The following is a 21,953-nucleotide window of genomic DNA, read 5'->3' as shown; positions in this document are numbered from 1 at the left end:
CGACGAAAGTGGAACGATAGAAAAACATGTTTACCACAACGAAAGCCAAAGATTAGAAACACACTTCAATCATTGAAAAATAAAAGCGCACAATTCGGTGTTAGATACTGAATTGTGCGTTTCCCATTTTTAGACGGGACGGTTCCATAAGAATCTTCATTTTATCCCGCGTTAACGAGCAGCAAGACCCCCTCAAGGTTTAGAGAGAAACGAGAAAGATAGGTGGGGAATCAACTGCCGTATGCGCCCAATTGGTTTGGGCGGGCAGGACGAAGGTGGCATTGTCATAATGTTGGTCCCTCAGGTGTTGCCACAGGACGTGGCGCTTTTCACTTCCGTTCCTCTAGTTCATGGGGATTGAAGAAAACGCCCACTGATGAAATCTTCACTTTATAGACAGAGGTTTGATACTTGAAAAATTGATGCTCGATGGGAGATTTTAATTATATGCATTCAATTATCTGTTCAAAAACATACTATACATGTAGGAATTGTAATTTTTTTTGAGAAATAGCTTATAAGGTCTTTACAAAATCTTCTTTTTTTTATATAGTTACATTGTAATTAAAATCATAGTGATTCATCTTCGGGGCAGGGTGAAATTCCCGATCGGCGGTATTAGAGGATAAATTAATGACTCTTGAGCCCGCGAGCCATAATAATGGTAGGATTTGGTGAGATTCCAGAGCCGACAGTATAGTCTGGATGGGAGAAGGTGAAGGTACGGTCGTCTTATTTAACTATATATCGATTAAGACGTTTTTTGATTATGCCAAGTTCTCCTTTAAGTCAATCTGTTTGAAGGTTTTATTGCATATCATATGAACCGGACCTCTCCTCTTTTTGAAGTGAATCGACAAAAGGAGAGAAAAAGATGAAAAATACAAAGTTGCAAAAAATGGTTTCTATTGGGATGTTAAGTGGTATTTCATTTATATTAATGATTTTTAATTTTCCCTTACCGGCTTTTCCAAGTTATCTAGAAGTAGACTTTAGCGATGTTCCAGCACTGATGGCAGCTATTACAATGGGGCCAGTTGCAGGAATCGTTGTAGAATTTATTAAAAATGTTTTGAATTGGTTCTACATGGGAAGTCCAACAGGGGTTCCAGTTGGACAAATTGCAAACTTTACAACAGGAGTTCTATTTATCATGCCGGTTTATTTTGTTTATAAACGATTAACGACTGCTAAAGGATTAACAACAGGCTTAGTCATAGGTACGATTACGATGGCTGTTGGTATGAGTGTGCTAAACTATTTCTTATTTATGCCAATGTACAATTACTTCTTAAATGTGCCAACAGAAACAGGTTCAGCATTGACGAAGACAATCGTCACTTTTGTTTTACCTTTTAATATGATTAAGGGCATCATTGTTACGGCTATCATGTTATTGCTGTTCTCAAGTTCAAAAAATTGGATTGCAAAGCAACGCAAACATTTTATAAATGAATAAAAAATAGATGATTCAGATTGCCTGTACAGATCGAGAATATTGATTGTATAGGCAATCTTTTTATTTCCCGGGAAAGTGAAAATTGAATATAAGCTACTTACAATGACAATGTAGGCGCTATATAATTGTACTAATCTAGAATGCAATATGATTTGTTGTTTGACCACAGTAACTGGACACGATATCAAAGAGAACCGCACCTATACAGGCAATACACACTAGTATAATAGATTAGATTGAAATAAAGTAAAACTCATACAATTTTTTTAGTATTAGTTGAACGAATCGGGCAATTTGTAGGCAATGATCCTCGCAAAGATGACTATGGTGGCGATAAATTTACAAATGACTTGGATGTAGAAGAATTTGATTGCATCACTTGGCTGTCTGACTTCGATGGGTAGTCGATAGGCAGCCAGTCACTATTACGTTTGAATAAAAGTCTAGTAACTTATCATACAGTTATTTTGATATGAAAGAAAATTGTCGAGCAGAAACAATGCCTCACTTTTAAACTCTACTACCATTGAAAAAAGGACAATCAGTATCAATCTGAATTGTCCTTTCATTTTGTTTGAAATATTGGAATAGTGTTTAAAGATATCGGATGAATCTGTTTCAGTGCCCGTTCTTCTCTTTACAGCGGCTGACTATTCTAATATTCCAAACCTTTCTTGATCTACTAATGTTTTCTCAAAGATTTTGACAGATAGCTTGCAGCAAATCTCAATTTGTTTCGAAAAATAACATTGGGCATGAGGCGGGGATTGTTCTTCTCTTTGTCATTTTTTATCCCGCGTTAACGGGCAGTAAGACTCCCACCTCAAGGTTTAGAGAGAAACGAGAAAGATAGGTGGGGAATCAACTGCCGCATGCGCCCGATTGGTTCGGGCAGGATGTTGATCACTCAGGTGTTGCCACAGGACGTGGCGTTTTTCACTTCCGTTCCTCTATTTCAGTGGGGGATGAAGAAAACCCCCGCTGATGGGAGCCTCACTTTATCCAGCTTCAATCGATCATTGTTCCTTAACTTAGTAAGTAATCTACTTTTTAGACTGCTCTTTTTTAAAGTAATCTAGTATGAATTGTTGAAATTGTTTTGTAGCGGGTGAAAGATATCGTCCCTCTGACCAAGCCATACCGATAATGCGTTCAAGTTTTAAATCACTAATGTGTATTTTGACAATTCGCTTTGAGTTAATCTCTTCGCCATCTGGCAAAATAGAAACACCAAGTCCAGCTGCCACAAATCCAGCAACTGTTGCTACTTCGTCACCTTCAAAGGTAATGGTTGGTTCAAAGTGAGCTTTATTAAACATATTATCCAATTGTATTCTCAGTGCATACTCTTTTTTCAATAATATAAATGGTTCATTCGCTAATTCCTTTATAGTAATTGAATGACGAGTAGCTAGAGGATGCCAAGTTGGGACAATAGCGAACAATTCTTCACGCCAAAGTTCAGTCCATTGGATTGGTTTTTCCACTTCCATATCTGCAAGCAAACAAAGATCGAGTTCTCCTGATCGCAATTGTTTCAACTGTAGATGTGTGTGATTTTGTTTTAACTTAAAATGTATATCATGATACTGTTTTCTAAAATGCATGATTAAATCAGGTACAACATTGGTACCTAAAGTATGTAAGAAGCCGAGAGAAACTTCACCATGATTCGGATCTATAATCTCTTGAATCTCATGTAATCCATTTTGATATTCCCTCATTATATTATGAACACGTTTCACAAATATTTCTCCATAACGATTTAAAGAGATCGAGCGTCCTTGTCTTTCAAATAAAGGAACACCTAACTCATCTTCCAATCTGGCTATCGAGCGACTAAGTGCTGGTTGAGAAATGGATAACTGTTCCGCAGCCCTTGTCATATGTTGAATCTTTGCTAGTACCTGAAAGTATTCTAGCTGTTGCCATTCCATGTAGTTTACTCCCTTTCAATCATGCCTTTTTTGCATCATATTGATACTAATCATAAAAAACATTATGCGTGAAGTCAATAAAAAAAGTTGGGATAAAAGTATTTTAACTAATGGAAAATCCGAACTATGAATTGAAGTTCTAATTAGAATTCCAGATTAGTTCGGATTTTCTTTTTTATTATGATTTTATAAAGTTCAATTATTCAGCTTTAGAGAGGCTCAATTAATTAGTTCGGTTTCGGCCTCTTATTTATAAGCCTTCATAAATGTAATGGTTTGCTCATTTGAATCATATAAACACCATTCGCGGTTTTCAATAACAGAGCCGACATTAACCCCGTATTTTTTCTTTTTTAGCTGAATGGGTTGTCCATATTGAAAATCTTTTTTGTTGCCTTTTCGATAAAAGGCAGCACTATGACTATGACCAAAAAATACGATTGGTGCTTCAATTTGTTCTAAAAATGGCTTCCAATCCGATGACCATTTAAATTGGTGACCATGAATCAGTTCGGCACCTTCAATTTCGATAAATTCTGGTAAAGTCAAAAACATATCTGAGCCTGTCACTTTCATAATCCGTTCTTCTTGATTTCCTCTCACTGAAGGAAATTGCAATAGTTGTTTAAATTCATTTGAATACACAGCAGCTTCATCTAAAGGAATACCTGAGACATCTTTCGCCTTTTTCTTTCCAATTTTGCATTCATACAAATCTCCCAGTCCCAATATAGTTGCGTTTTCAGCATTTTCATGGATATTTCGAAGAACAGCTTTTGTGTCATCTACGCTACTATGAAGATCACCAAGTATTGCATATTGCATAATAATAACAGTCCTTTCGCGAAAATATATGAAAAAGTTTATCATAAATCTTAAACTTCAGAAAATGTTTTGTTCAAAAAAAAAAGAATATTTTACAAAAGAAACATAGTAAAAAACAATATGACAGAAATGTAACAGCAATTACGCTTCCATTAAAACAGGAGGAAAAGACTATACAAATATATGAATCGTGCTATTATTAAGTAGAGTAATTACACGTACATATTGAAAATAAATGGAAATGAGTTGATTTGATTGAGTATACGTTCAAAATGGGGGCGCACAGCTGCTGTTACCCTAGCTTTAACTTGTGGATTTTTCTATACAGCTGAACCAGCACAAGTTGATGCAAAAACATCAGCACAAATGATACAGAAGAAAGCTTTAATAGATAAGAAAATTAATCAATTGAATACGGAAATAAAAAAACTGCAAAAACAACTAGATAAAAAACAACAAGAATATGAAAAAACAGTAGAAGAAATTGCTGAAACAAACAAAAATATAGCAGTAACTGAAAAAAATATTAAAGAGCGTTCAACAATTATTAATGATCGTTTGAAAGCATATCAAAACCAAGACAATACAATGAGTCCTTACATTGAAGCTATTCTCGGTGCTGATAGTATTGCAGATGCAGTAAGTCGAACGGTTTCTGTCAAAACAATATTAGATGCGGATCAAAACTTATTAGATGATCAAAAAGCGGATAAAGAAAAATTAGCGAAAGAAAAACAATCTTTGCAAGAAAAACAAGAAAAATTGCAAAAGCAATTTCAAGAAATGCAAGAGCAAGAAAACAGCCTAGAAACTAAAAAAGCTGAAAATAAAGCAAAATCTTTAAAACTAAAAGAGCAAATCGCTACGAAGAAACAACAAGAAAAACTAGAAAGAGAACGTAAAAAACGTGAAGCGGAAGCAGAACGTTTGAAAAAACTGCAAGAAAAACAATTTATCGATGCTAGTAAAGAAACAGCTGTAACTGCAACGAGCAATCCGTTACATGCAAATAGCGCAAGTGATTCTGCTAATACAGGTAATGATACAAGCGCATCTAGAGCATCAAGTAACGATCAAAAAGCTCCAAGCGTATCAGGATCAGGTTCTGCACAGGCTGCTATTGCAGAAGCAGGCAAGTATCTTGGACGTTCATATGTATGGGGTGGAAATAATCCGTCAACTGGTTTTGACTGCTCAGGCTTGACACAATGGTCCTTTAAACAAGCAGGTGTTTCACTTCCTCGTACAGCCGCACAACAATATTTGGCAACGCAGAGAGTGAGTGCAAGTGAAGCAAAAGCAGGGGATTTAGTATTCTTTAGCTATGGTTCAGGTATTGCACATGTTGGTATTTACCTTGGGGGCGGAAGAATGCTTGATGCCCAAAACAAAGGTGTAGTTACAGAGTCACTTAGTTGGTGGAATAAATACTTAGTAGGATACGGCCGTATTTCTGGCGTAAACTAAAAACGATTCCATTAAAATATAGACTGTAGATCAGCTGGATTTTTCCAGTGGGTCTACAGTCTTTTTTATCCCGCTTTAACGGGCAGTAAGACCCCCAACTCAAGATTTAGAGAGAAACGAGAAAGATAGGTGGGGGATCAACTGCCCGTAAAAGTCCGATTGGTTTAGCTAACCATCAGTGGGGGATGAAGAAAACCCCCACTGATGGAAGCTTTACTTTATTTGTCTTTAAATGTTGTGGATAGAAACATAAATAGGGTTCACACCATATAGCAGAAAATGTATAAAAGTGGGAGGGATATATTCCAATTTCAACTGGAGTGAAGCGACCAGATGGTATTATAAATGGTCGATTTTTTTAACTTTTACTTTAATGGACAGAGTATGATTTCCTCCTGTATAAACGCCTTCAATAGGGCTAACATCCGTATAATCTCGTCCCGCGCATAGGATAATATGATTCTCAAGTGCTTCAACATCATTTGTTGGGTCCAATCCTAACCATCCGACACCTGGAACCATTATTTCTACCCAAGCATGCGTTGCAGAGTCTCCGATTAAATCATCCTCTTTTCCTACATAAAGATAACCGCTGACGTAACGAGCAGGAATACCATTTGCCCGCAAAATACCAATCATTATATGCGCATAATCTTGACATACACCGGCTTTTAGCTCATAAGCTTCTTGGGCAGTTGTTTTCACAATTGTTGCCGTTTTATCATAACGAATATTTTTGTGCAGATGGGTCATCAGTGCAATTGAAAATTCAATAGGATTATGTCGATTACCAATGATCTGAGTGATTTCTTTCACATAATGTTCTGGTAAATAAGTGTATTTAGTTGCCTGCAAATAATGTAAATAATGATCTCTAAAAAGTTGTGATTCAAAAATATCTTTCATTTTGTTTGAAAAATGGAGTTGTTTCAAGAGTGGTGCTTTTTGAATACTAACAATGGATGTTGTTTGAATTTCTAGCTTACTGTGTTTTTGTGGTATGTAAAAATCAGCAACAGGGTTATGCCAGATATCCGTATATTCTCTTGTTACGGAATTTGGAAATATTTCGATATCATAAAATAATAGTCTTTGGCATTCGTTTGTACGCGGCTTAAGTCGTATCGTGTTTAAACTTTGTTCAACAGGACTATCGTATTCGAACGTATTTAAATGCGTAATTTTATATTTCATTATTGTTGATTCTCCTCTTGGTGCATAGTGTCATTGAAATTCATAAGTGGGAAAAGATTCATCTAGATAATAAACTTTTGAAAAGACAGAGCCTAACATAATACAATGGGTTAGAAAACTACCTATACAAATTTTTTGCTGTTCAATCGACATCGTAGCTATATCTACAGAAGAAATAGCCTGTTGAATTGCCTGTAATTCTTGTAAAAGAGGGCTCAGTCGACAATTGTTATTATTTTGCTCTAGTACAGAGATACTTTGTTTCATATGCTGAATGCAATAAGAAAGTGAATGTGTACATGTTGTATCTTTTATCAAGTAATTTAAAACAGAATCTGTATTGCAGATTCGATGTTTCTTTGAAAAATCCTCTAAAGTTTGTGTCAATTGTAAACTATAGGTGGCTGTACATTTTCTTATTTCATGTTCCTTTTTTTGAAGTAATTCATTTAAAATAATCATTGTTTTTTCAGCACGTTCAATCCAACGACCGATTTTCAAAAAATGATAGCCTTCATCACGAGACATGAGTGTATTAATGATTCCTGTAGAAGTAAGTGATGTATGGTTAATCTTTTCGAGAAACCTATTGATTTCAAGCAATGAAAAGATTGGAGATTGAGGATCATCTTTTAAGGATAAGTAGAGCTCGTTCCATTCCTCCCATAAAGCATGTGGAATGATATCACGAGTCATCCGGGCATTTTCACGTATACTAGAAATCGTATGGATCAGTGAATTGAAATTCTCTTTTGAGTATAATAAATAATGACTTAAATTTCGAACAGATAGCTTATCATAGGTGTCAAAAAATTCTTTTGAAGATCCGCATATATTTAAAATTACTTTCCAATCTTCTAGATAAGTTGTGTCTAGTCCAGATTCTTCTAACATTTGGGCAAATTGAGTATGTATAATGTGCGTATTCGCTGCTGTTCGTTCACTATAACGAGCCATCCAAAATAATGATCCTGCAACTCTACTTAACATGTTGATCTTCCTCCTTTAGAACCCATGTATCTTTTGCTCCTCCACCTTGTGAAGAATTGACGATTAGAGATCCTTCTTTTAAAGCCACGCGTGATAATCCTCCAAGCAAAACATTTGTTTCATTTCCTTTCATAACAAAAACGCGTAAATCTACATGACAAGGGTAAAAATGATTGTTTTGGTAAACAGGTGCTCTAGAAAGTTTAATAGTAGGCTGTGCAATATATTGGTTTGGATTTTCCGTTATTTTTTTTCGAAAGACCTCTATTTCTTCTTCAGAAGCATGCGGTCCAATTAACATATCATAGCCGCCTGATGCACCAACGTTTTTAATCACTAATTCATGGATATGTTCAAGAACCCATTTACGTTGAGGAGGATCGCTTAGCATATATGTCTTTACATTTTGAATAATAGGCTCCTCATTCAAATAAAAACGAATCATATCAGGCACGTAGGCATACATGGCTTTATCATCTGCTACAGCATTTCCAACTGCATTTAAAATAGCAACATTTCCTGCTTTGTAGGCTTCTAAAATATGTGTGACGCCTAATAGGGAATCTTCACGAAATACAGCAGGATCTAAAAAATCATCATCGATTCGGCGGTAAATAATATCCACACGTTCTAATCCACGGATCGTTTTCATGTAAACAAAACGATCTTTCACGATAAGATCTCTTCCCTCTACAAGAGAAATATTAAGCTGTTTTGCCAAGAAAACGTGATCATAATAGGCAGAATTATAAATTCCGGCTGTTAATAATACAGCGTGAGGTTCTTGAGTGGGCTGTAGACTCATAGGCCGATGTGCGAGAAGTGCTTCTCTCATTGTTGAAAGCTGGTGGTCAAATGTATGTAATGTGTAATTAGAAAAGAATTCCGGATAAACTTGTTTCATAATGGCACGGTTTTTATACACATAAGAGATACCGGATGGATTTCTTAAATTATCCTCTAATACTCTATATGTACCATGATCATCCCGTATTAAATCAATTCCTGCTAGGAAGATATGATTGTTCAGAGGGATTTTAGCTCCTATTACCTCTTTATAATAATGAGGATTATGATCAACAAGTGTAGCAGGTATGATCCCGGCTTTTAAGATCTGTTGTTCATGATAAATATCATGTAAAAAAAGATTAAGTGCTTCGACGCGTTGCTTCATCCCGTTTTCAATGGTGCGCCAATGATCATGCGTTATGATAATTGGTACAAAGTCAAACGGCATTGTGCGTTCTGTACCACCTTCTGCTCCATAAACGGTAAAGGTAATGCCCCGCTTTAACGGGCAGTAAGACCCCCACCTCAAAGTTTAGAGAAAAACGAGAAAGATAGGTGGGGGATCAACTGCCCGTTAAAGCCCGATTGGTTCGGGCCAACATGATGTTGGTCACTCAGGTGTTGCCACAGGACGTGGGCTTTTAACCTGAGTTCCTCTATTTCAGTGGGGGATGAAGAAAACTCCCGCTGATGGAAGCTTTACTTTATCGTGTTTAAAGGAAATCTAAAAAAGTAGGATACTTTACATAAATCCCTTTATAATGTTAGGAAAATCAAAATAAACGACATTTTGACGTCAGTTCATAAATTAGACACAATTATTCATATTAGAGGATTTATTTATATTAAAGTGGAATATGTATGGTAATTTGCTATAAAGTAGGTTTATCACCACCGCAACTTGGGTCTGATTCATATATTTATGTACTGGAACTTATTGAATGAAAAAACATAATAGATTTTAGTCAAGCATTTTCCATTTTTATGGTACAGTATGTAGTGACCACTTTTGTAGCAATTATTTTTAATAAGAGTATCGTTTTTTACATAATGATTTGTGCAGTAGCAGGCGTGTTGATTATCCAATTTTGCCCACAAAAAATAATGACAACGAATATTTATTCTAATTTTTTCTAATCAACACACCTGAAAATTTTTAAAGGTTATTAGCGGAGGGATTATAGATGACATTATTAGAACGATTAAAAATGCAATGGCCTATTATTCAAGCACCGATGGCTGGCGTAACAACACCAGAAATGGTTATAGCTAGTGCGAATGCTGGAATTTTAGGTTCCATCGGTGCAGGTTATTTAAATGCTGATGTTACAAAAGCATTTATCCAGGCGGTGAAAAAAGAAACAACAAAACCATTTGCTGTTAACTTATTTGTACCTAATGTGATCAATGCGACACGACAAGAACTTGAAGAAGCCTATAATGTATTAAAGCCATATCGAGAAAAATTAATGATTGCAGATGAGGGCGCGCTACTTTCCACAACGGATTTTGATGCGCAAGTAGATGTCGTCATTGAAGAAGATGTGAAAGTATGTTCATTTACTTTCGGGTTACCTTCTGAAGATGTCATAAAAAAACTACGTGATCACGATATCTTTACAATCGGAACAGCTACGACCATTGAAGAAGCCATCTTGGTACAACAGCATGGTTTGGATGCGGTTGTTTTACAGGGTGAAGAGGCAGGTGGACATAGGGGATCATTTATAGAACCTTTTCAATTAGTACCATTACAGGAATTACTTCTACAAGCCCAAGGAAAAATAACGATTCCAATTATTGCAGCAGGCGGGATTGCGACGAAAGAACAGCTTCAGCATGCAATCGAGACAGGTGCAGAAGCTGTACAGATTGGAACAGCTTTTGTAGTAAGTGAAGAGAGTGGGGCTCCAAACGTTCATAAACAACAAATTTTGTTAGCGGACGAAGATGTGACAGCACTATCAAATGTTTTTTCAGGTAAATTGGCACGTGGAATTGAAAATGATTTTATGATTTTTATGGAAGGTAATAAGATTGCACCATATCCATATCAAAATGATTTGACAAAAAGTATTCGTGCAAGAGCTCAAGAATTAGACTATTATAGTTTAATGTCAATGTGGGCAGGGACAAGCTTACACTTAGTAGAAAAAGGGACTGTTCAGGAAATTGTTGATCGTTTGACAAAATAATATCGGTACAAACAAAAATCCGCTCATGATCTGTGTTGAAATGAGCGGATTTTTACTAATAGTTGTAAGATTTATCTTTTAGGATAAGATTTTTAGTAGGATATTTCTAATGGTTATTCACTTGAATATGACGAAATTCGTTAAACTCCCATAATGTGATAGCCGCCATCTACATAGATGACTTCTCCTGTAACACCGCTAGATAATGGGCTTAGCATGACAAGTGACATATTCGCTACTTCCTCCGGTGTAACATTACGTTTAAGTGGTGCTGTTTCTTCCATTTTATTTAAAATCTTATTGAAAGATGGGACACCTTTTGCAGCAAGTGTTTTAATGGCACCAGCAGAAATAGCGTTTACGCGAATACCATCTCCACCAACATCAGAAGCCAAATATCTTACAGAAGCTTCTAAAGCGGCTTTTGCTACACCCATCACATTATAACCCTCGAGGACACGTTCAGCTCCTAAATAAGTCATCGTAATAATGGAGCCACCATCTGTCATATAAGGTCTTGCAGCATTGGCAACAGCGATTAGAGAGTAAGCGCTAGTATCTTGAGCGAAGGCGTAGCCATCACGAGATGTTTCGATAAAACGATTTTTTAAGTCTTCCGCATGTGCAAATGCAACGGAATGGACGATCCCATGAATTGTACCAACTTTTTCACCGATTCCTTTAAATGCTTGTTGAATACTTTCATCACTATTTACATCACATTGTACGACAAGTGGTTGCAAATTTTCATATTTTGCAAGTTGTTTTTCTAATTTCATGAGAGAACGTTCTTTACGATATGTGAAAATAACGTTAGCGCCAACAGATATTAATGCTTTAGCAATACCCCAAGCAATACTTCGATCGTTGGCTACACCCATTACCACAATGTTTTTATCTTTTAATTGTAATAGATTATCCATAACAGCCTCCTGTAATAGTTACTATTAGTACCTGATACTAAAATAGTAACCTATACAGTTTTATATTGCAACAAAGAAATTATACTATCTTGTTAAACAATGTAGTTGACGCACTATATGATTTATGTATATTATTAGGATGCTACATTGCTTAGCAAGATAGCTGTTTCTTATTGCATAACTATCTTGTTAAACAATGTAGATGGAGATTGGGAGTGATGAACAATGTCTACGAGAAGCCAGCTATTAAAAGGAATACTAGATGGATGTGTATTGGCTGTTATTGAAAAAGAAACCGTTTATGGTTATGAATTATCAAAAAAATTACAATGGATTGGTTTAGCAGATGTCAGTGAAGGTACTATTTATCCAGTATTATTAAGATTACAAAAAAATGGCTGGATTTACGGGGAACTACGTCCATCAGAGGAAGGACCTAATCGAAAGTATTATACATTGACAGAGAATGGAAAAAAGGCGTTATGCGATATTCGGCAAGAATGGTCAGGGATATCGGTGGCAGTAAATACATTACTTAGAGAGGATGAAAACGATGAATGTTCAACAGTTGATTCAGGAAAATAATGATAAGAGAAAACAATTAACCGAAGAAAATGAAAAATATTATGATCAATTATTAGTTTTTCTTCGCTGTCATTTAGGATTGTCTGAAAAACAAACTGAAGAAATTTTAATAGAACTGTTAGACCACTTATTATTAGCGCAAAATGAAGGAAAAACAGCTAAAGAAGTTTTTGGCCCAAATCCTGACAAATATGCCCTAGAAATCGTAGAAGCATTACCAAAAGAAAAAGGAAAAAGCGTTTTTAAATTTGCACTAGAAACTTTAAGTATTCTAATAGGTTGGTTCATCGTTGTAGATGCTTTTGGAAAAGCTTTTACAAAGCAAGATACCATCTATCTTTATTCTGTACTTATTGTACTCGCGATATTGACTATTGGTGGTATCAGCATGATTCTTATTATACTCAATTTATTGAAAAAATCTGCGTTTCATGAACATCAAACGATCGATACTTTGAAAGCATCAGTTGGCTTTACCGTATTTTTAGGTATTGTCGTGACGGTAAACTATTTTTCAAAGGGGCTTGGTCCAGCTTTAAAATTGGATTGGTATGTTGAATTAGGTATTGGCTGTGCGCTTTTATTATTAAGTTCTATTATGAAGCATCTACGTATTTTTAAAGCAGAGAATTAAAAAAAGTGCACAGGAAAGAATTCCGTGCACTTTGCTCATTATACAAATATAAAAGACTATTCGTATTTAAGAGGATCGCCATCAAAAGATTCATCTGCCACTTTTATAGAGTCAGTTGGGCAACCTTCAAATGCATCTTCCATGTCTTCCATTAAATCTTCTGGAACTTCAGTAGTCCCCGTGTTATTATCTAAAATAACGAAGGCAATACCTTCATCATCATAATCATAAATATCTGGTGCTGCTGCCCCACATGCTCCACATGCGATACATGTATCTTGATCGACAATGGTAAATTTAGCCATTCTACTTCTCTCCTTTTACTAACAATCCCAATAGCTTCTTTATTATTCTAAAACGCTTTTCCTCACATTTCAACTTAAATTACTTTCTATCGGGGGGAATAACGATGTATTTACAGCAATTATTATTACATATTATTGAAAAATTCAATGGTCAACGCTCTCGTTCAGCTGCCTATTACTTGATATGTGGAAAGCGTTCAGGTCAAACGATTCAAGATGTGGGCGCGTTCGGATTACAGGCCTATTTTAGTATTATGCCAAAACTTTCAAGAGATAAATTTAATGAGACTTTTGAACAATTGATGGAAAATGGCTGGGTTTTCTACGATGATCAACAAATGCTACAACTTACAGTCAGGGGGAAAGATATTCTAGAAAAATCCCAGCCTATGCATTTTAACGGTTGGTTTTATAGAGGAAATGAGTATATATTTTTTAAACGTTTATCATTAATCGTTCAGACCCTATCACATGTACGTGCAAAGGATTATCGTTTTATCCCTATACAGAAAGAAGAAGACATTCAAATATGGGTGAAAATGTTCTTAAAATATCACCCATACCAAGATTCGTCATTTTATTTACAATTCAGGGATGAGATAGAAGAGTCTTTACATAAAGTGCCATCATCTGAACAAGCTAAGCAAATTGTTATGCTACGATTAACAGGTTTCCAACGCACAGGTTGGACATTGCAACAACTTGCGAGCGAGTTTGACTGTGGAGAAATAGATATACAGCTGATGTTTGTGGAGCTGTTGCATTTATGGCTTGATCTTCTTACTGCTGAGGTGGTTCAATATCCATTATTGTATCAGCTAACTGAAAATGTTCGAATAGAACTTTTGCTAACAGATTCTACTAAAAAAACAGCAGACTTATTTGAAAAGGGATATTCACTTGAACAAATTGCATTTATGCGACATTTAAAAATGAGTACGATTGAAGATCATTTTGTTGAAATGGCAATGATCAAGCCAGATTTTCCACTTCACCAATTTATAGAAGAGAAAGATGTTCAAAAAATTTTACAAGTATTAGAAAGAACAGAAAGTAAGAGGTTAAAAGTAATTCGAGATGAACTTCCACAATTTTCTTATTTTCAAATTCGTTTAGTCATTGCAGCAAAAGGGGGAGAATAGAATGTTAGAGCTGGAACAATTATTACAGCAGCATTTTGGTTATACGACATTTCGTTCAGGGCAAAAAGAAGTTATCGAAGCTATATTGGAAGGTCAAGATGTCATTGCCCTTCTCCCTACCGGAATGGGAAAGTCACTTTGCTATCAACTTCCGGGCTATATTTTGAAAGGCCCCATTTTAATCATTTCTCCTTTATTGTCCTTAATGCAAGATCAAGTTGAACAATTGAAACGATTTGGCGAAAAAAGGGTTGTTGCATTGAATTCGTTTTTACAGGGTACTGAAAAACAAAGGGTTTTACAAAGGCTGTCAAATTACCGTTTTATCTTTATCTCACCTGAAATGCTTGCTATGCCAATTATTCAGAGTGCATTTCAACAGCTACGGTTTTCATTAATCGTTGTAGATGAAGCACATTGTATTTCACAATGGGGCTTTGATTTTCGACCAGATTATTTAAAAATCACAGAATGGATTCCAAAACAACAAAGGCCACCGATATTAGCATTAAGTGCAACTGCAACGAAAAAAGTAGTCCATGATATGAAAACTTATTTACATATGGTCCAACCATTTGAATACATTCATTCTGTTGAGAGGGCAAATTTACACTATGATGTCGTTCGAACACAATCTGTTGATGAAAAATTCGACTGGATCATCCATCATATACTGCAAACGGAAGGGCCTGGCATCATCTATACACAATCAAGAAAAAAAACCGTTGCCTTTGCAGAAGCTTTAACAGGTCATCATATTCGTGCAGCAGCCTATCATGCGGGAATGGAAGCTTTAGATCGTCAATTTATCCAGCAACAATTTCTAGCAGGGGAATTAGAGTGGATTTGTGCAACTACAGCTTTTGGAATGGGTATTCATAAAGAGAATGTACGCCAAGTGATACATGATCATATTCCTGCGACAATCGCCAATTATATGCAGGAAGTTGGTCGAGCTGGTCGAGATGGTCATGACGCATTAGCGATTTTAGTGTATAGTCCAAATGATGAAGAATATACACAATATGTCGTAACAGCAGACTTGCCTTTAGAGTGTCATGTCGATTTATATAAGGAATATGTAAAGCAAGGGGAGAACCCTAAAAAAATGATTGATTTGCAACAAATCAGTGAAACAGGTTATCGGGTACTTTCCTATTGGATGGAACAGTTACCACCAGATAAAGTTATACAAAAATTAGATGATTTAAGGCAACAGAAAATAGAACAGATTTTGCAAGTAGTAGCACTTGTAAAGGGAGAACATTGCCTGCGAGAACAATTGACCACATATTTTGATCAAAAGTTGGAACAAAAGCCACCAAATTGTTGTCATTATTGTGGAATCCATTACGATGAAATCATTCATCCGCGAAAGATAATCATTGGACAAAAGGAACTGCCAACATGGGTAGAAAGGCTCCACTCGTTATTGCCATAGTTGTAACAGAACGTGGATTTACATTTATCTATAATTTCGTCATAATAATAGTGTTACATAGTATGATTAGAATGGGGGGATAAGATGTCTCAAGAAGATTACCGTGAAAAAATTGAGGAGCATCGCCAAGCTATTACTATTAAGTCTGAACAAGAGACAAACCCTTCAAGAATGACTAGAAGACAGCTTCATGGCAATCAAAATAAGAAAAAAAATCACAAAAATAGATTGCTTACAATCTTAGCTATTATTTTTATCTTACTGCCAGTGTCAACGCTTCTCTACTTTGGTTATTTTGATCAGAAAAAAAATAGTGAAAAAGCAGAAATTGATCGGGGTGGAGTTCAAATAGAAACGAACGACGATAGTCAGTCAAAAAAGGCTACAAAAACCTCAAATAGTGAAGAAAATACACTAACTAAAAAAGAACAAGCTGAAAAAGAAAAAACCGAAAAGCTAGCTGCTGAAAAAAAGGCGATAAAGGAAAAAGCTGAAAGGGAAAAAGCTAAACAAAAAGAGAAAGAAGCTGCTGCAGCAAAAGAAAAGCAGCAACAAATTTATAACGAAGCGAAAGCTGCAGGTAGACTTTATAACGTAAAACAAGGTGAAACTATCGAAAGTATCGCTTTAAAATTCTATGGAAGTGATGCAGGGATCGCCATTATTAAGGAAGCAAATGGTATTACAGCTGATAGCGTTCCAGCAGGGACGATCATTGCGATTCCAGCTCAATAATATATGACAGGTATGTGAAATAGAGCACATGCCTGTTTTTTTATTGTTCGCAGGCGTATAATGTACAATTAGGATTATTCGATAATATCTCTTAAAAATAGAGGTGTTTATTTATATAGGGAGTGACAGCTTTATGCAACAACAAGATGCCATTATTGTTGGGGGAGGACCATGTGGGTTAGCAGCAGCTATTTCATTGCAAGAGATTGGACTGAACCCAATTGTTATTGAAAAGGGAAATATTGTGAATGCGATCTTTCACTATCCTACTCACCAAACTTTTTTTAGTTCAAGTGAGAAATTAGCAATCAGTGACGTTCCGTTTATTATTGAACAGCAAAAACCAAAGCGCAATCAAGCACTTGTATACTATCGTGAAGTCGTGAAACGAAAAAATATTCAAGTTCATCGCTTTGAAAAGGTAGAAAAAGTAACGCCTCAAGATGGTAAATTTATTGTCTATAGTGATAAAGAAATTTATGAAACCCCATATGTTGTCATTGCTACTGGCTATTATGATCATCCAAATTATATGAATATACCAGGTGAAGACTTGCCTAAGGTCTATCATTACTTTAAGGAAGGGCATCCATACTTCGATACGGATGTACTAGTAATTGGAGGGAAGAACTCCGCAATCGATGCTGGATTAGCTCTTCATAAAGCTGGGGCGCGCGTAACTGTCGTGTATCGCGGTGCAGAATATTCTTCAAGTATTAAACCTTGGGTATTGCCAGATTTTGCGGCACTTGTGCGAGATGGTAATATTCGTATGATGTTCAATACGGGTGTCAAAGAAATCAAAGAAAATGAAGTGATTTTACTTCAAGAGGGACAAGAAATTACAATTCCAAATGATTTTGTTTTTGCCATGACCGGATATCATCCAGATCACTCATTTATACAACAAATCGGAGTTACTGAAGACGAAGCGACAGGACGCCCAACCTTTAATCCCGAAACGATGGAGACGAATGTACCGGGCTTATTTATCGCTGGGGTTATCGCTGCAGGAAATGATGCCAATGAAATTTTTATTGAAAATGGTCGTTTCCATGGAGATTTAATCGCTAAATATATTCAAGAAAAACAGCAATGACCCATAGTTTATTGAGGAATGGAAAGGTTGTGCAAATGATTTCTAAAATGTGCAACCAATTTCATAAAACCATAGTTGTGTAAACTAGAATTTGTAAGAATCCAAAATCCAACTGCGTTTTTTGAAGTTAGATTTAAACTAAACTGTTTTTTGATTTAAAGATTTTATCCCATGTAAACTAGTAATCCCCCACACTCAAGAAAAGTGTGGGGGATGAAAATACCTGTAATAGCTCGATCGGTTCAACTAGGTGAAAAATTGGATGGTGAAATAGCTCTTATTAAATAAAGAATTTCTTTAGATCCATCGGTTCATCCACTTGATTAAGTCCGATTAATAGTTTTAATCGAGCTTTTTGTCCATTCAATCCTATAGCAAAAATAGCGCCCATATCTTCTAACATTTTGCCCCCACCTTGGTAGCCATAAACACCTTGAGCAATTCCGTTAAAGCAGCGAGATACAAGAACAACAGGAATATGAAGTCGTATTAATTCCTCGATAACTGGTAAAACTGCGGGAGGAATATTTCCTTGTCCCAGACCTTCCAAAACCACTCCATCATAATGATAATCAATGGCTGCATGTATTAAATCGGCATCCATTCCAGCATACACTTTAAATAACGCCACTTTTTTATCAAGTTTAAGAACTTCTACATATTCTCTTTTCATGGGTGCATGATGAAAATGAATCATCGTTTTTGTTACTAATCCAAGGGGACCGTATTGAGGTGATTGAAAAGTTGCTACTGAACTTGTAGAGGTTTTCGTCACATTCATGGCTGAATGGATCTCATCATTCATCACAACTAGGACACCTTTGTTTTTGGCATCTTCAGAGGAAGCCACCCGCACGGATTCTACTAGATTGTATACACCATCAGCGCCTAACTCATTAGATGAACGCATTGCACCAGTTAGTACAATTGGAATTTCTAGTTTTGTCGTTAATTCAAGAAAATAAGCAGTTTCTTCTAACGTATCTGTTCCATGTGTAATAACAACCCCATCGATTTTCATTTTTTGGATCGTATGTAAGATTAGATTTCGCAATTCTAGCATTTTTTGAGGAGTTATATGAGGAGATGGCAAATTATAAGCCTCAAGTTCGATGATATTTGCAATTTTTTCTAACCGTTTACTTTCATGTATTAAAGGATTAGTTGTATCTGGTACAACAGCTCCAGATTCTTTATTGACATGCATAGAAATAGTGCCGCCAGTATGAATAAGTAAAATTGTTTTTTTCATAATAAATCCTCCTAAATTTTCATTACCATACTGATAGAATGGTATAATAAAAAGAGATGGATTGAAAGGGGCTATTAAATGTTCGTACTCTTATCAGTATCCATTGCTCCTGTTCTAGCTCTCTTTAGCTTTTTCTATCTACGGAATCAGATGGCAACGGAGCCTAGAAGAACATTATTTCACACTTTTATATACGGTGCAATATTAACTTTTCCTATTTTATTTTTGCAGTATGTATTGAAGGAGGAGCAAATATTCTCTAGTTTGATTATTCAAGATATATTTTTTGCAGGAGTAGTGGAAGAATTTTTCAAATGGTTTATATTAATGATCGCGATTTATCATCATATAGAATTTGATGATCCTTATGATGGTATTTTATACGGTGTTAGTATTTCATTAGGATTTGCAACTGTGGAAAATATTTTATATATGCTATCATTTGGCGTTGACACAGCTTTTATGAGAGCGTTGATGCCCGTTTCAAGCCATGCTTTATTTGGTGTGGTGATGGGATATTATTTAGGAAAAGCTAAATTTTCGAAAGACGATTTGTCTATGCAGCATCGACTTTTAGCCTTGTTTGCTCCAATGACTTTGCATATCATTTACAACTTTATTTTTACGATCGAAGGAAAATGGACATATATCATGATTCCCTTTATGTTCTTTTTATGGTGGTTTGCTTTACGAAAAGTAAAAAGAGCGCATCAGCATTTAGTTCAAATGTTGTTCATCCAAAAGAAAATCTAATTCGTTTTAGCTGAGGGTAAAATTTACTCTCAGTTTTTTTGTATAAAAATTTTTTCTTGAAGCATGTTAAGAAAAAAGGAGAAATGAAATGAGACGCTATAAAATTCTATTAGTATTGTCGTTTAGTCTTTTTATCATGAATATGGCTCCGCAAAATAGTGACGCTTTTTCAAATCAAGTCATTACAAGAGGTGCATTTGGAGATGACGTAATTGAATTGCAATCAAGACTACAATATATAGGATATTACAACGGTACAATTGATGGAAAGTTTGGCTATGGAACTTATTGGGCTTTACGAAATTTCCAAGATCAATATGGTTTACCTGTTGACGGAATTGCAGGGGCCACAACAAAAAATAAATTAGCATCTGTTTCTCAATATGATAAGGCTTATGTTATGGATCAAATCAATAAAGGCAATAAATTCACTCATTATGGCAATCAAGATTTAAATAAGCAAAGTTCGAAAGGTACAGGTACTGGTACCAATATGCAAGTACCAAGTAACTTTACTGAGCAAGATTTGAAACTAATAGCTAACGCGGTTTATGGAGAGGCACGAGGAGAACCATATGATGGTCAGGTAGCGGTAGCAGCGGTTATTCTAAATCGTCTGGATAGCCCAGATTTCCCTAATACAATATCCGGCATTATTTTCCAACCAGGAGCATTTACAGCTGTTTCGGATGGCCAAATTTGGCTAGAACCAAACGAACAAGCAAAAGAGGCCGTATTAGATGCTATGAATGGGTGGGATCCTTCTGAAAATGCTCTCTATTATTTTAATCCTAAAACGGCGACAAGCGAATGGATATGGACAAGAAAACAAATTAAGCAAATTGGCGAGCATATTTTCTGTATTTAAAAAAGCCCAGAGGAGGATCTAGATGAAAAAAATAATATTTTTATTAAGTTATGCAGTCGTTGCTTGCCTGATATTTAGTGTAGCTTCTAATAGAGAAAACCAAGAATTAAAGTATTTGTTACAAGGTCAATATACCGGTAAAATGGCAGATGCTTCCACTCAATTAAATGAATTACAAAAAGCGGTACAGCAATCCCTATTATTTAATGATCCTACTGCCTTTCATGATTCTTTACAGGATGTTTGGAGACTATCCTCAGACATTCGATACTCTATTGCAGATTTGCCTTTAGAGCGTGAATTTACAACAGAATGGATGAACTATTTAGGAAGATTAGGGAATAGTGCGAAAATGACGATGACTTCACAAGAAAGTGCTGATAAATGGCATGACAATGTCAATCAAGTAGCCAATAATTTATCTAATTTCTCTTCAGATTGGCAAATAGCCACTGCACATTTCTTGCAAGCAGATGATAATTATAAACAATGGTTAGAAGAGCAAACCTCTAATGCAGAAACTTCCGGATTCAAAAATCTTTCAAAATCAGTAAAAACCTATGCTGAGAGTGACTTTCCTCTAACCGCAAGCGAAGCGGATCATGAGAAAAAGAAAGAATTAAAAGAGATCAATGACAAGCAGATTACAAAAGAAGAAGCAATTGCACGTTTTTATGAGATGTTCCCAGAACTCGAGGATGCAACTTTATCAGTCAATCAAAGCAAAAAAGGAGCACCATATGCCTTTTATCATATCGCTTTTCATAAAGGCGAGCGTACAGGATATGCAGATATAACTTTAAAAGGTGGACACTTGCTTTCATATCTTGTTGAAAGACCATTTGAAGAAAAAACATTATCAGCAGAAAAATTGAAAAAATTAGCCGATCAACGATTAAAAGAACTAGGCTATAAAGACGTAAAAGAAACAGATGCAAGAGAGAATCATAATGTTTGGCATATTACTTATGCACGAGTAGATGAAAAAACGAATGCTAAAGTCTATGCAGATGGTGTACAAGTGAAGATTGCAAAAGACACTGGAGAAGTAGTGGGACTAAATGGTGTCGAGTATATTCAAAAAGAAAAGCTTGAGCCTCAACTGATGAAGAAGATCGATTGGGAGAAATTTTTCACAAATAAAGCGAAAGTCGTGAACGAAGACTTAGCATATGTAGAAAATAAGGATTTTGTTGAAAGACTATGCTATGAATTAACAGTTCGTATTGATTCTTCGAAAATTCCACACACCTACAAAATTTTAGTGGATACGCAAACGGGAGAAGTTATTAAGAACGAAAAACTATCATAAAGTAAAGCTTCCATCAGTGGAGGTTTTCTTCATCCCCCACTGAACTAG

At 35.7% G+C, this 21,953-nt stretch carries 21 protein-coding genes, 1 pseudogene and 1 riboswitch; of the genes and pseudogenes, 14 read left to right on the top strand and 8 right to left on the bottom strand.

The features are described from left to right. Positions 1-222 precede the first annotated feature (222 nt). The 3 genes from FEZ13_RS19470 (at position 223) to FEZ13_RS19985 (ending at position 2,444) form a co-directional block, all read left to right on the top strand. On the top strand, positions 223-396 hold the full coding sequence (locus FEZ13_RS19470) for a hypothetical protein (RefSeq protein ID WP_186725815.1): 174 nt from the start codon (positions 223-225) through the stop codon (positions 394-396). 182 nt (positions 397-578) lie between these two features. Continuing rightward, a riboswitch (FMN riboswitch) is annotated at positions 579-721 on the top strand. A gap of 153 nt (positions 722-874) precedes the next feature. Beyond that, entirely contained in the window at positions 875-1,459 is a 585-nt protein-coding gene (locus tag FEZ13_RS07165; protein ID WP_146549230.1) for an ECF transporter S component, read from the top strand. An 853-nt stretch (positions 1,460-2,312) separates the two neighbouring features. Beyond that, positions 2,313-2,444, top strand: coding sequence for a hypothetical protein (locus FEZ13_RS19985; RefSeq protein ID WP_255473069.1), 132 nt, complete (start codon positions 2,313-2,315; stop codon positions 2,442-2,444). 58 nt (positions 2,445-2,502) lie between these two features. On the opposite strand, the gene FEZ13_RS07160 is transcribed toward FEZ13_RS19985, so the two are convergent. Further along, entirely contained in the window at positions 2,503-3,396 is an 894-nt protein-coding gene (locus FEZ13_RS07160; RefSeq protein ID WP_146552026.1) for a LysR family transcriptional regulator, read from the bottom strand. 246 nt (positions 3,397-3,642) lie between these two features. Then, positions 3,643-4,221 carry a metallophosphoesterase family protein gene (locus FEZ13_RS07155; RefSeq protein WP_146552025.1) on the bottom strand — a complete coding sequence of 193 codons (579 nt, stop codon included), beginning with the start codon at positions 4,219-4,221 and terminating at the stop codon, positions 3,643-3,645. Between the two features lie 255 nt (positions 4,222-4,476). On the opposite strand from FEZ13_RS07155, the gene FEZ13_RS07150 reads away from it, so the two are divergent. Continuing rightward, positions 4,477-5,688 carry a C40 family peptidase gene (locus FEZ13_RS07150; protein WP_255473068.1) on the top strand — a complete coding sequence of 404 codons (1,212 nt, stop codon included), beginning with the start codon at positions 4,477-4,479 and terminating at the stop codon, positions 5,686-5,688. Between the two features lie 339 nt (positions 5,689-6,027). On the opposite strand, the gene FEZ13_RS07145 is transcribed toward FEZ13_RS07150, so the two are convergent. The 3 genes and pseudogenes from FEZ13_RS07145 to FEZ13_RS07135 form a co-directional block, all read right to left on the bottom strand. Beyond that, positions 6,028-6,882 carry a transglutaminase family protein gene (locus FEZ13_RS07145; protein ID WP_146552024.1) on the bottom strand — a complete coding sequence of 285 codons (855 nt, stop codon included), beginning with the start codon at positions 6,880-6,882 and terminating at the stop codon, positions 6,028-6,030. A gap of 30 nt (positions 6,883-6,912) precedes the next feature. Further along, on the bottom strand, positions 6,913-7,872 hold the full coding sequence (locus tag FEZ13_RS07140) for an alpha-E domain-containing protein (protein ID WP_146552023.1): 960 nt from the start codon (positions 7,870-7,872) through the stop codon (positions 6,913-6,915). Next, positions 7,862-9,166, bottom strand: a pseudogene (locus FEZ13_RS07135) (circularly permuted type 2 ATP-grasp protein); the annotation flags it as partial. The gene FEZ13_RS07140 and the pseudogene FEZ13_RS07135, both read right to left, overlap by 11 nt. Before the next feature lie 679 nt (positions 9,167-9,845). Here FEZ13_RS07135 and FEZ13_RS07130 point away from each other — a divergent pair. After that, entirely contained in the window at positions 9,846-10,856 is a 1,011-nt protein-coding gene (locus tag FEZ13_RS07130; RefSeq protein WP_146552021.1) for an NAD(P)H-dependent flavin oxidoreductase, read from the top strand. Between the two features lie 140 nt (positions 10,857-10,996). Here FEZ13_RS07130 and FEZ13_RS07125 read toward each other — a convergent pair whose 3' ends face one another. After that, positions 10,997-11,779 carry an enoyl-ACP reductase FabI gene (locus FEZ13_RS07125; RefSeq protein ID WP_146552020.1) on the bottom strand — a complete coding sequence of 261 codons (783 nt, stop codon included), beginning with the start codon at positions 11,777-11,779 and terminating at the stop codon, positions 10,997-10,999. Positions 11,780-12,004: 225 nt separating this feature from the next. On the opposite strand from FEZ13_RS07125, the gene FEZ13_RS07120 reads away from it, so the two are divergent. Beyond that, complete coding sequence (locus FEZ13_RS07120) at positions 12,005-12,364, top strand: PadR family transcriptional regulator (RefSeq protein ID WP_146552019.1); 360 nt, start codon at positions 12,005-12,007, stop codon at positions 12,362-12,364. Then, positions 12,333-12,998, top strand: a complete 666-nt coding sequence (locus tag FEZ13_RS07115; RefSeq protein WP_186725814.1) for a DUF1129 family protein — start codon at positions 12,333-12,335, stop codon at positions 12,996-12,998. The genes FEZ13_RS07120 and FEZ13_RS07115 overlap by 32 nt, the downstream gene beginning before the upstream one ends. Positions 12,999-13,054: 56 nt before the next feature. On the opposite strand, the gene FEZ13_RS07110 is transcribed toward FEZ13_RS07115, so the two are convergent. Continuing rightward, a complete protein-coding gene (locus tag FEZ13_RS07110) occupies positions 13,055-13,303 on the bottom strand; it encodes a ferredoxin (RefSeq protein WP_146549220.1) in 249 nt (82 codons plus the stop codon). Positions 13,304-13,407: 104 nt separating this feature from the next. Here FEZ13_RS07110 and FEZ13_RS07105 point away from each other — a divergent pair, with 104 nt between their 5' ends. The 4 genes from FEZ13_RS07105 to FEZ13_RS07090 all read left to right on the top strand — a co-directional run bounded on the left by FEZ13_RS07105 (position 13,408) and on the right by FEZ13_RS07090 (position 17,720). After that, positions 13,408-14,445, top strand: coding sequence for a YpbB family protein (locus tag FEZ13_RS07105; protein ID WP_146552017.1), 1,038 nt, complete (start codon positions 13,408-13,410; stop codon positions 14,443-14,445). 1 nt (position 14,446) lies between these two features. After that, positions 14,447-15,886, top strand: coding sequence for a RecQ family ATP-dependent DNA helicase (locus FEZ13_RS07100; RefSeq protein WP_146552016.1), 1,440 nt, complete (start codon positions 14,447-14,449; stop codon positions 15,884-15,886). Between the two features lie 84 nt (positions 15,887-15,970). Then, positions 15,971-16,621, top strand: a complete 651-nt coding sequence (locus FEZ13_RS07095) for a LysM peptidoglycan-binding domain-containing protein (RefSeq protein WP_146552015.1) — start codon at positions 15,971-15,973, stop codon at positions 16,619-16,621. A gap of 133 nt (positions 16,622-16,754) precedes the next feature. After that, entirely contained in the window at positions 16,755-17,720 is a 966-nt protein-coding gene (locus FEZ13_RS07090; RefSeq protein WP_146552014.1) for a YpdA family putative bacillithiol disulfide reductase, read from the top strand. Between the two features lie 280 nt (positions 17,721-18,000). Here the strand turns inward: FEZ13_RS07090 and FEZ13_RS07085 are convergent, their stop codons facing one another. After that, complete coding sequence (locus tag FEZ13_RS07085; protein WP_146549215.1) at positions 18,001-18,972, bottom strand: asparaginase; 972 nt, start codon at positions 18,970-18,972, stop codon at positions 18,001-18,003. A 78-nt stretch (positions 18,973-19,050) separates the two neighbouring features. Between FEZ13_RS07085 and prsW the strand changes: the two genes are divergently transcribed. The 3 genes from prsW to FEZ13_RS07070 all read left to right on the top strand — a co-directional run bounded on the left by prsW (position 19,051) and on the right by FEZ13_RS07070 (position 21,905). Further along, entirely contained in the window at positions 19,051-19,725 is a 675-nt protein-coding gene (gene prsW / locus FEZ13_RS07080; RefSeq protein ID WP_146549214.1) for a glutamic-type intramembrane protease PrsW, read from the top strand. A gap of 88 nt (positions 19,726-19,813) precedes the next feature. Next, the gene (sleB, locus tag FEZ13_RS07075; protein ID WP_146549213.1) at positions 19,814-20,593 is read left to right on the top strand and encodes a spore cortex-lytic enzyme; all 780 of its coding nucleotides are present in this window, start codon (positions 19,814-19,816) and stop codon (positions 20,591-20,593) included. Between the two features lie 22 nt (positions 20,594-20,615). Further along, positions 20,616-21,905 (top strand): PepSY1/2 domain-containing protein, encoded by a 1,290-nt coding sequence (locus FEZ13_RS07070; RefSeq protein ID WP_146552013.1) that lies wholly within the window; start codon positions 20,616-20,618, stop codon positions 21,903-21,905. The last annotated feature ends 48 nt before the right edge of the window (positions 21,906-21,953 follow it).

Origin of the sequence: Rummeliibacillus sp. SL167 (genome assembly GCF_007896505.1) — a bacterium.
GTDB classification, from domain to species: Bacteria; Bacillota; Bacilli; order Bacillales_A; family Planococcaceae; genus Rummeliibacillus; species Rummeliibacillus suwonensis.
The sequence above is the reverse complement of the archived record's forward strand: the minus strand, read 5'-3'. Positions and strand labels throughout refer to the sequence as shown.

Coding starts and splice junctions, on each gene's coding strand:
- FEZ13_RS07165 (WP_146549230.1), top strand. CDS start 875: ATGAAAAATACAAAGTTGCAAAAAATGGTTTCTATTGGGATGTTAAGT.
- FEZ13_RS07160 (WP_146552026.1), bottom strand. CDS start 3,396: ATGGAATGGCAACAGCTAGAATACTTTCAGGTACTAGCAAAGATTCAA.
- FEZ13_RS07155 (WP_146552025.1), bottom strand. CDS start 4,221: ATGCAATATGCAATACTTGGTGATCTTCATAGTAGCGTAGATGACACA.
- FEZ13_RS07145 (WP_146552024.1), bottom strand. CDS start 6,882: ATGAAATATAAAATTACGCATTTAAATACGTTCGAATACGATAGTCCT.
- FEZ13_RS07140 (WP_146552023.1), bottom strand. CDS start 7,872: ATGTTAAGTAGAGTTGCAGGATCATTATTTTGGATGGCTCGTTATAGT.
- FEZ13_RS07130 (WP_146552021.1), top strand. CDS start 9,846: ATGACATTATTAGAACGATTAAAAATGCAATGGCCTATTATTCAAGCA.
- FEZ13_RS07125 (WP_146552020.1), bottom strand. CDS start 11,779: ATGGATAATCTATTACAATTAAAAGATAAAAACATTGTGGTAATGGGT.
- FEZ13_RS07120 (WP_146552019.1), top strand. CDS start 12,005: ATGTCTACGAGAAGCCAGCTATTAAAAGGAATACTAGATGGATGTGTA.
- FEZ13_RS07115 (WP_186725814.1), top strand. CDS start 12,333: ATGAATGTTCAACAGTTGATTCAGGAAAATAATGATAAGAGAAAACAA.
- FEZ13_RS07110 (WP_146549220.1), bottom strand. CDS start 13,303: ATGGCTAAATTTACCATTGTCGATCAAGATACATGTATCGCATGTGGA.
- FEZ13_RS07105 (WP_146552017.1), top strand. CDS start 13,408: ATGTATTTACAGCAATTATTATTACATATTATTGAAAAATTCAATGGT.
- FEZ13_RS07100 (WP_146552016.1), top strand. CDS start 14,447: ATGTTAGAGCTGGAACAATTATTACAGCAGCATTTTGGTTATACGACA.
- FEZ13_RS07095 (WP_146552015.1), top strand. CDS start 15,971: ATGTCTCAAGAAGATTACCGTGAAAAAATTGAGGAGCATCGCCAAGCT.
- FEZ13_RS07090 (WP_146552014.1), top strand. CDS start 16,755: ATGCAACAACAAGATGCCATTATTGTTGGGGGAGGACCATGTGGGTTA.
- FEZ13_RS07085 (WP_146549215.1), bottom strand. CDS start 18,972: ATGAAAAAAACAATTTTACTTATTCATACTGGCGGCACTATTTCTATG.
- prsW (WP_146549214.1), top strand. CDS start 19,051: ATGTTCGTACTCTTATCAGTATCCATTGCTCCTGTTCTAGCTCTCTTT.
- sleB (WP_146549213.1), top strand. CDS start 19,814: ATGAGACGCTATAAAATTCTATTAGTATTGTCGTTTAGTCTTTTTATC.
- FEZ13_RS07070 (WP_146552013.1), top strand. CDS start 20,616: ATGAAAAAAATAATATTTTTATTAAGTTATGCAGTCGTTGCTTGCCTG.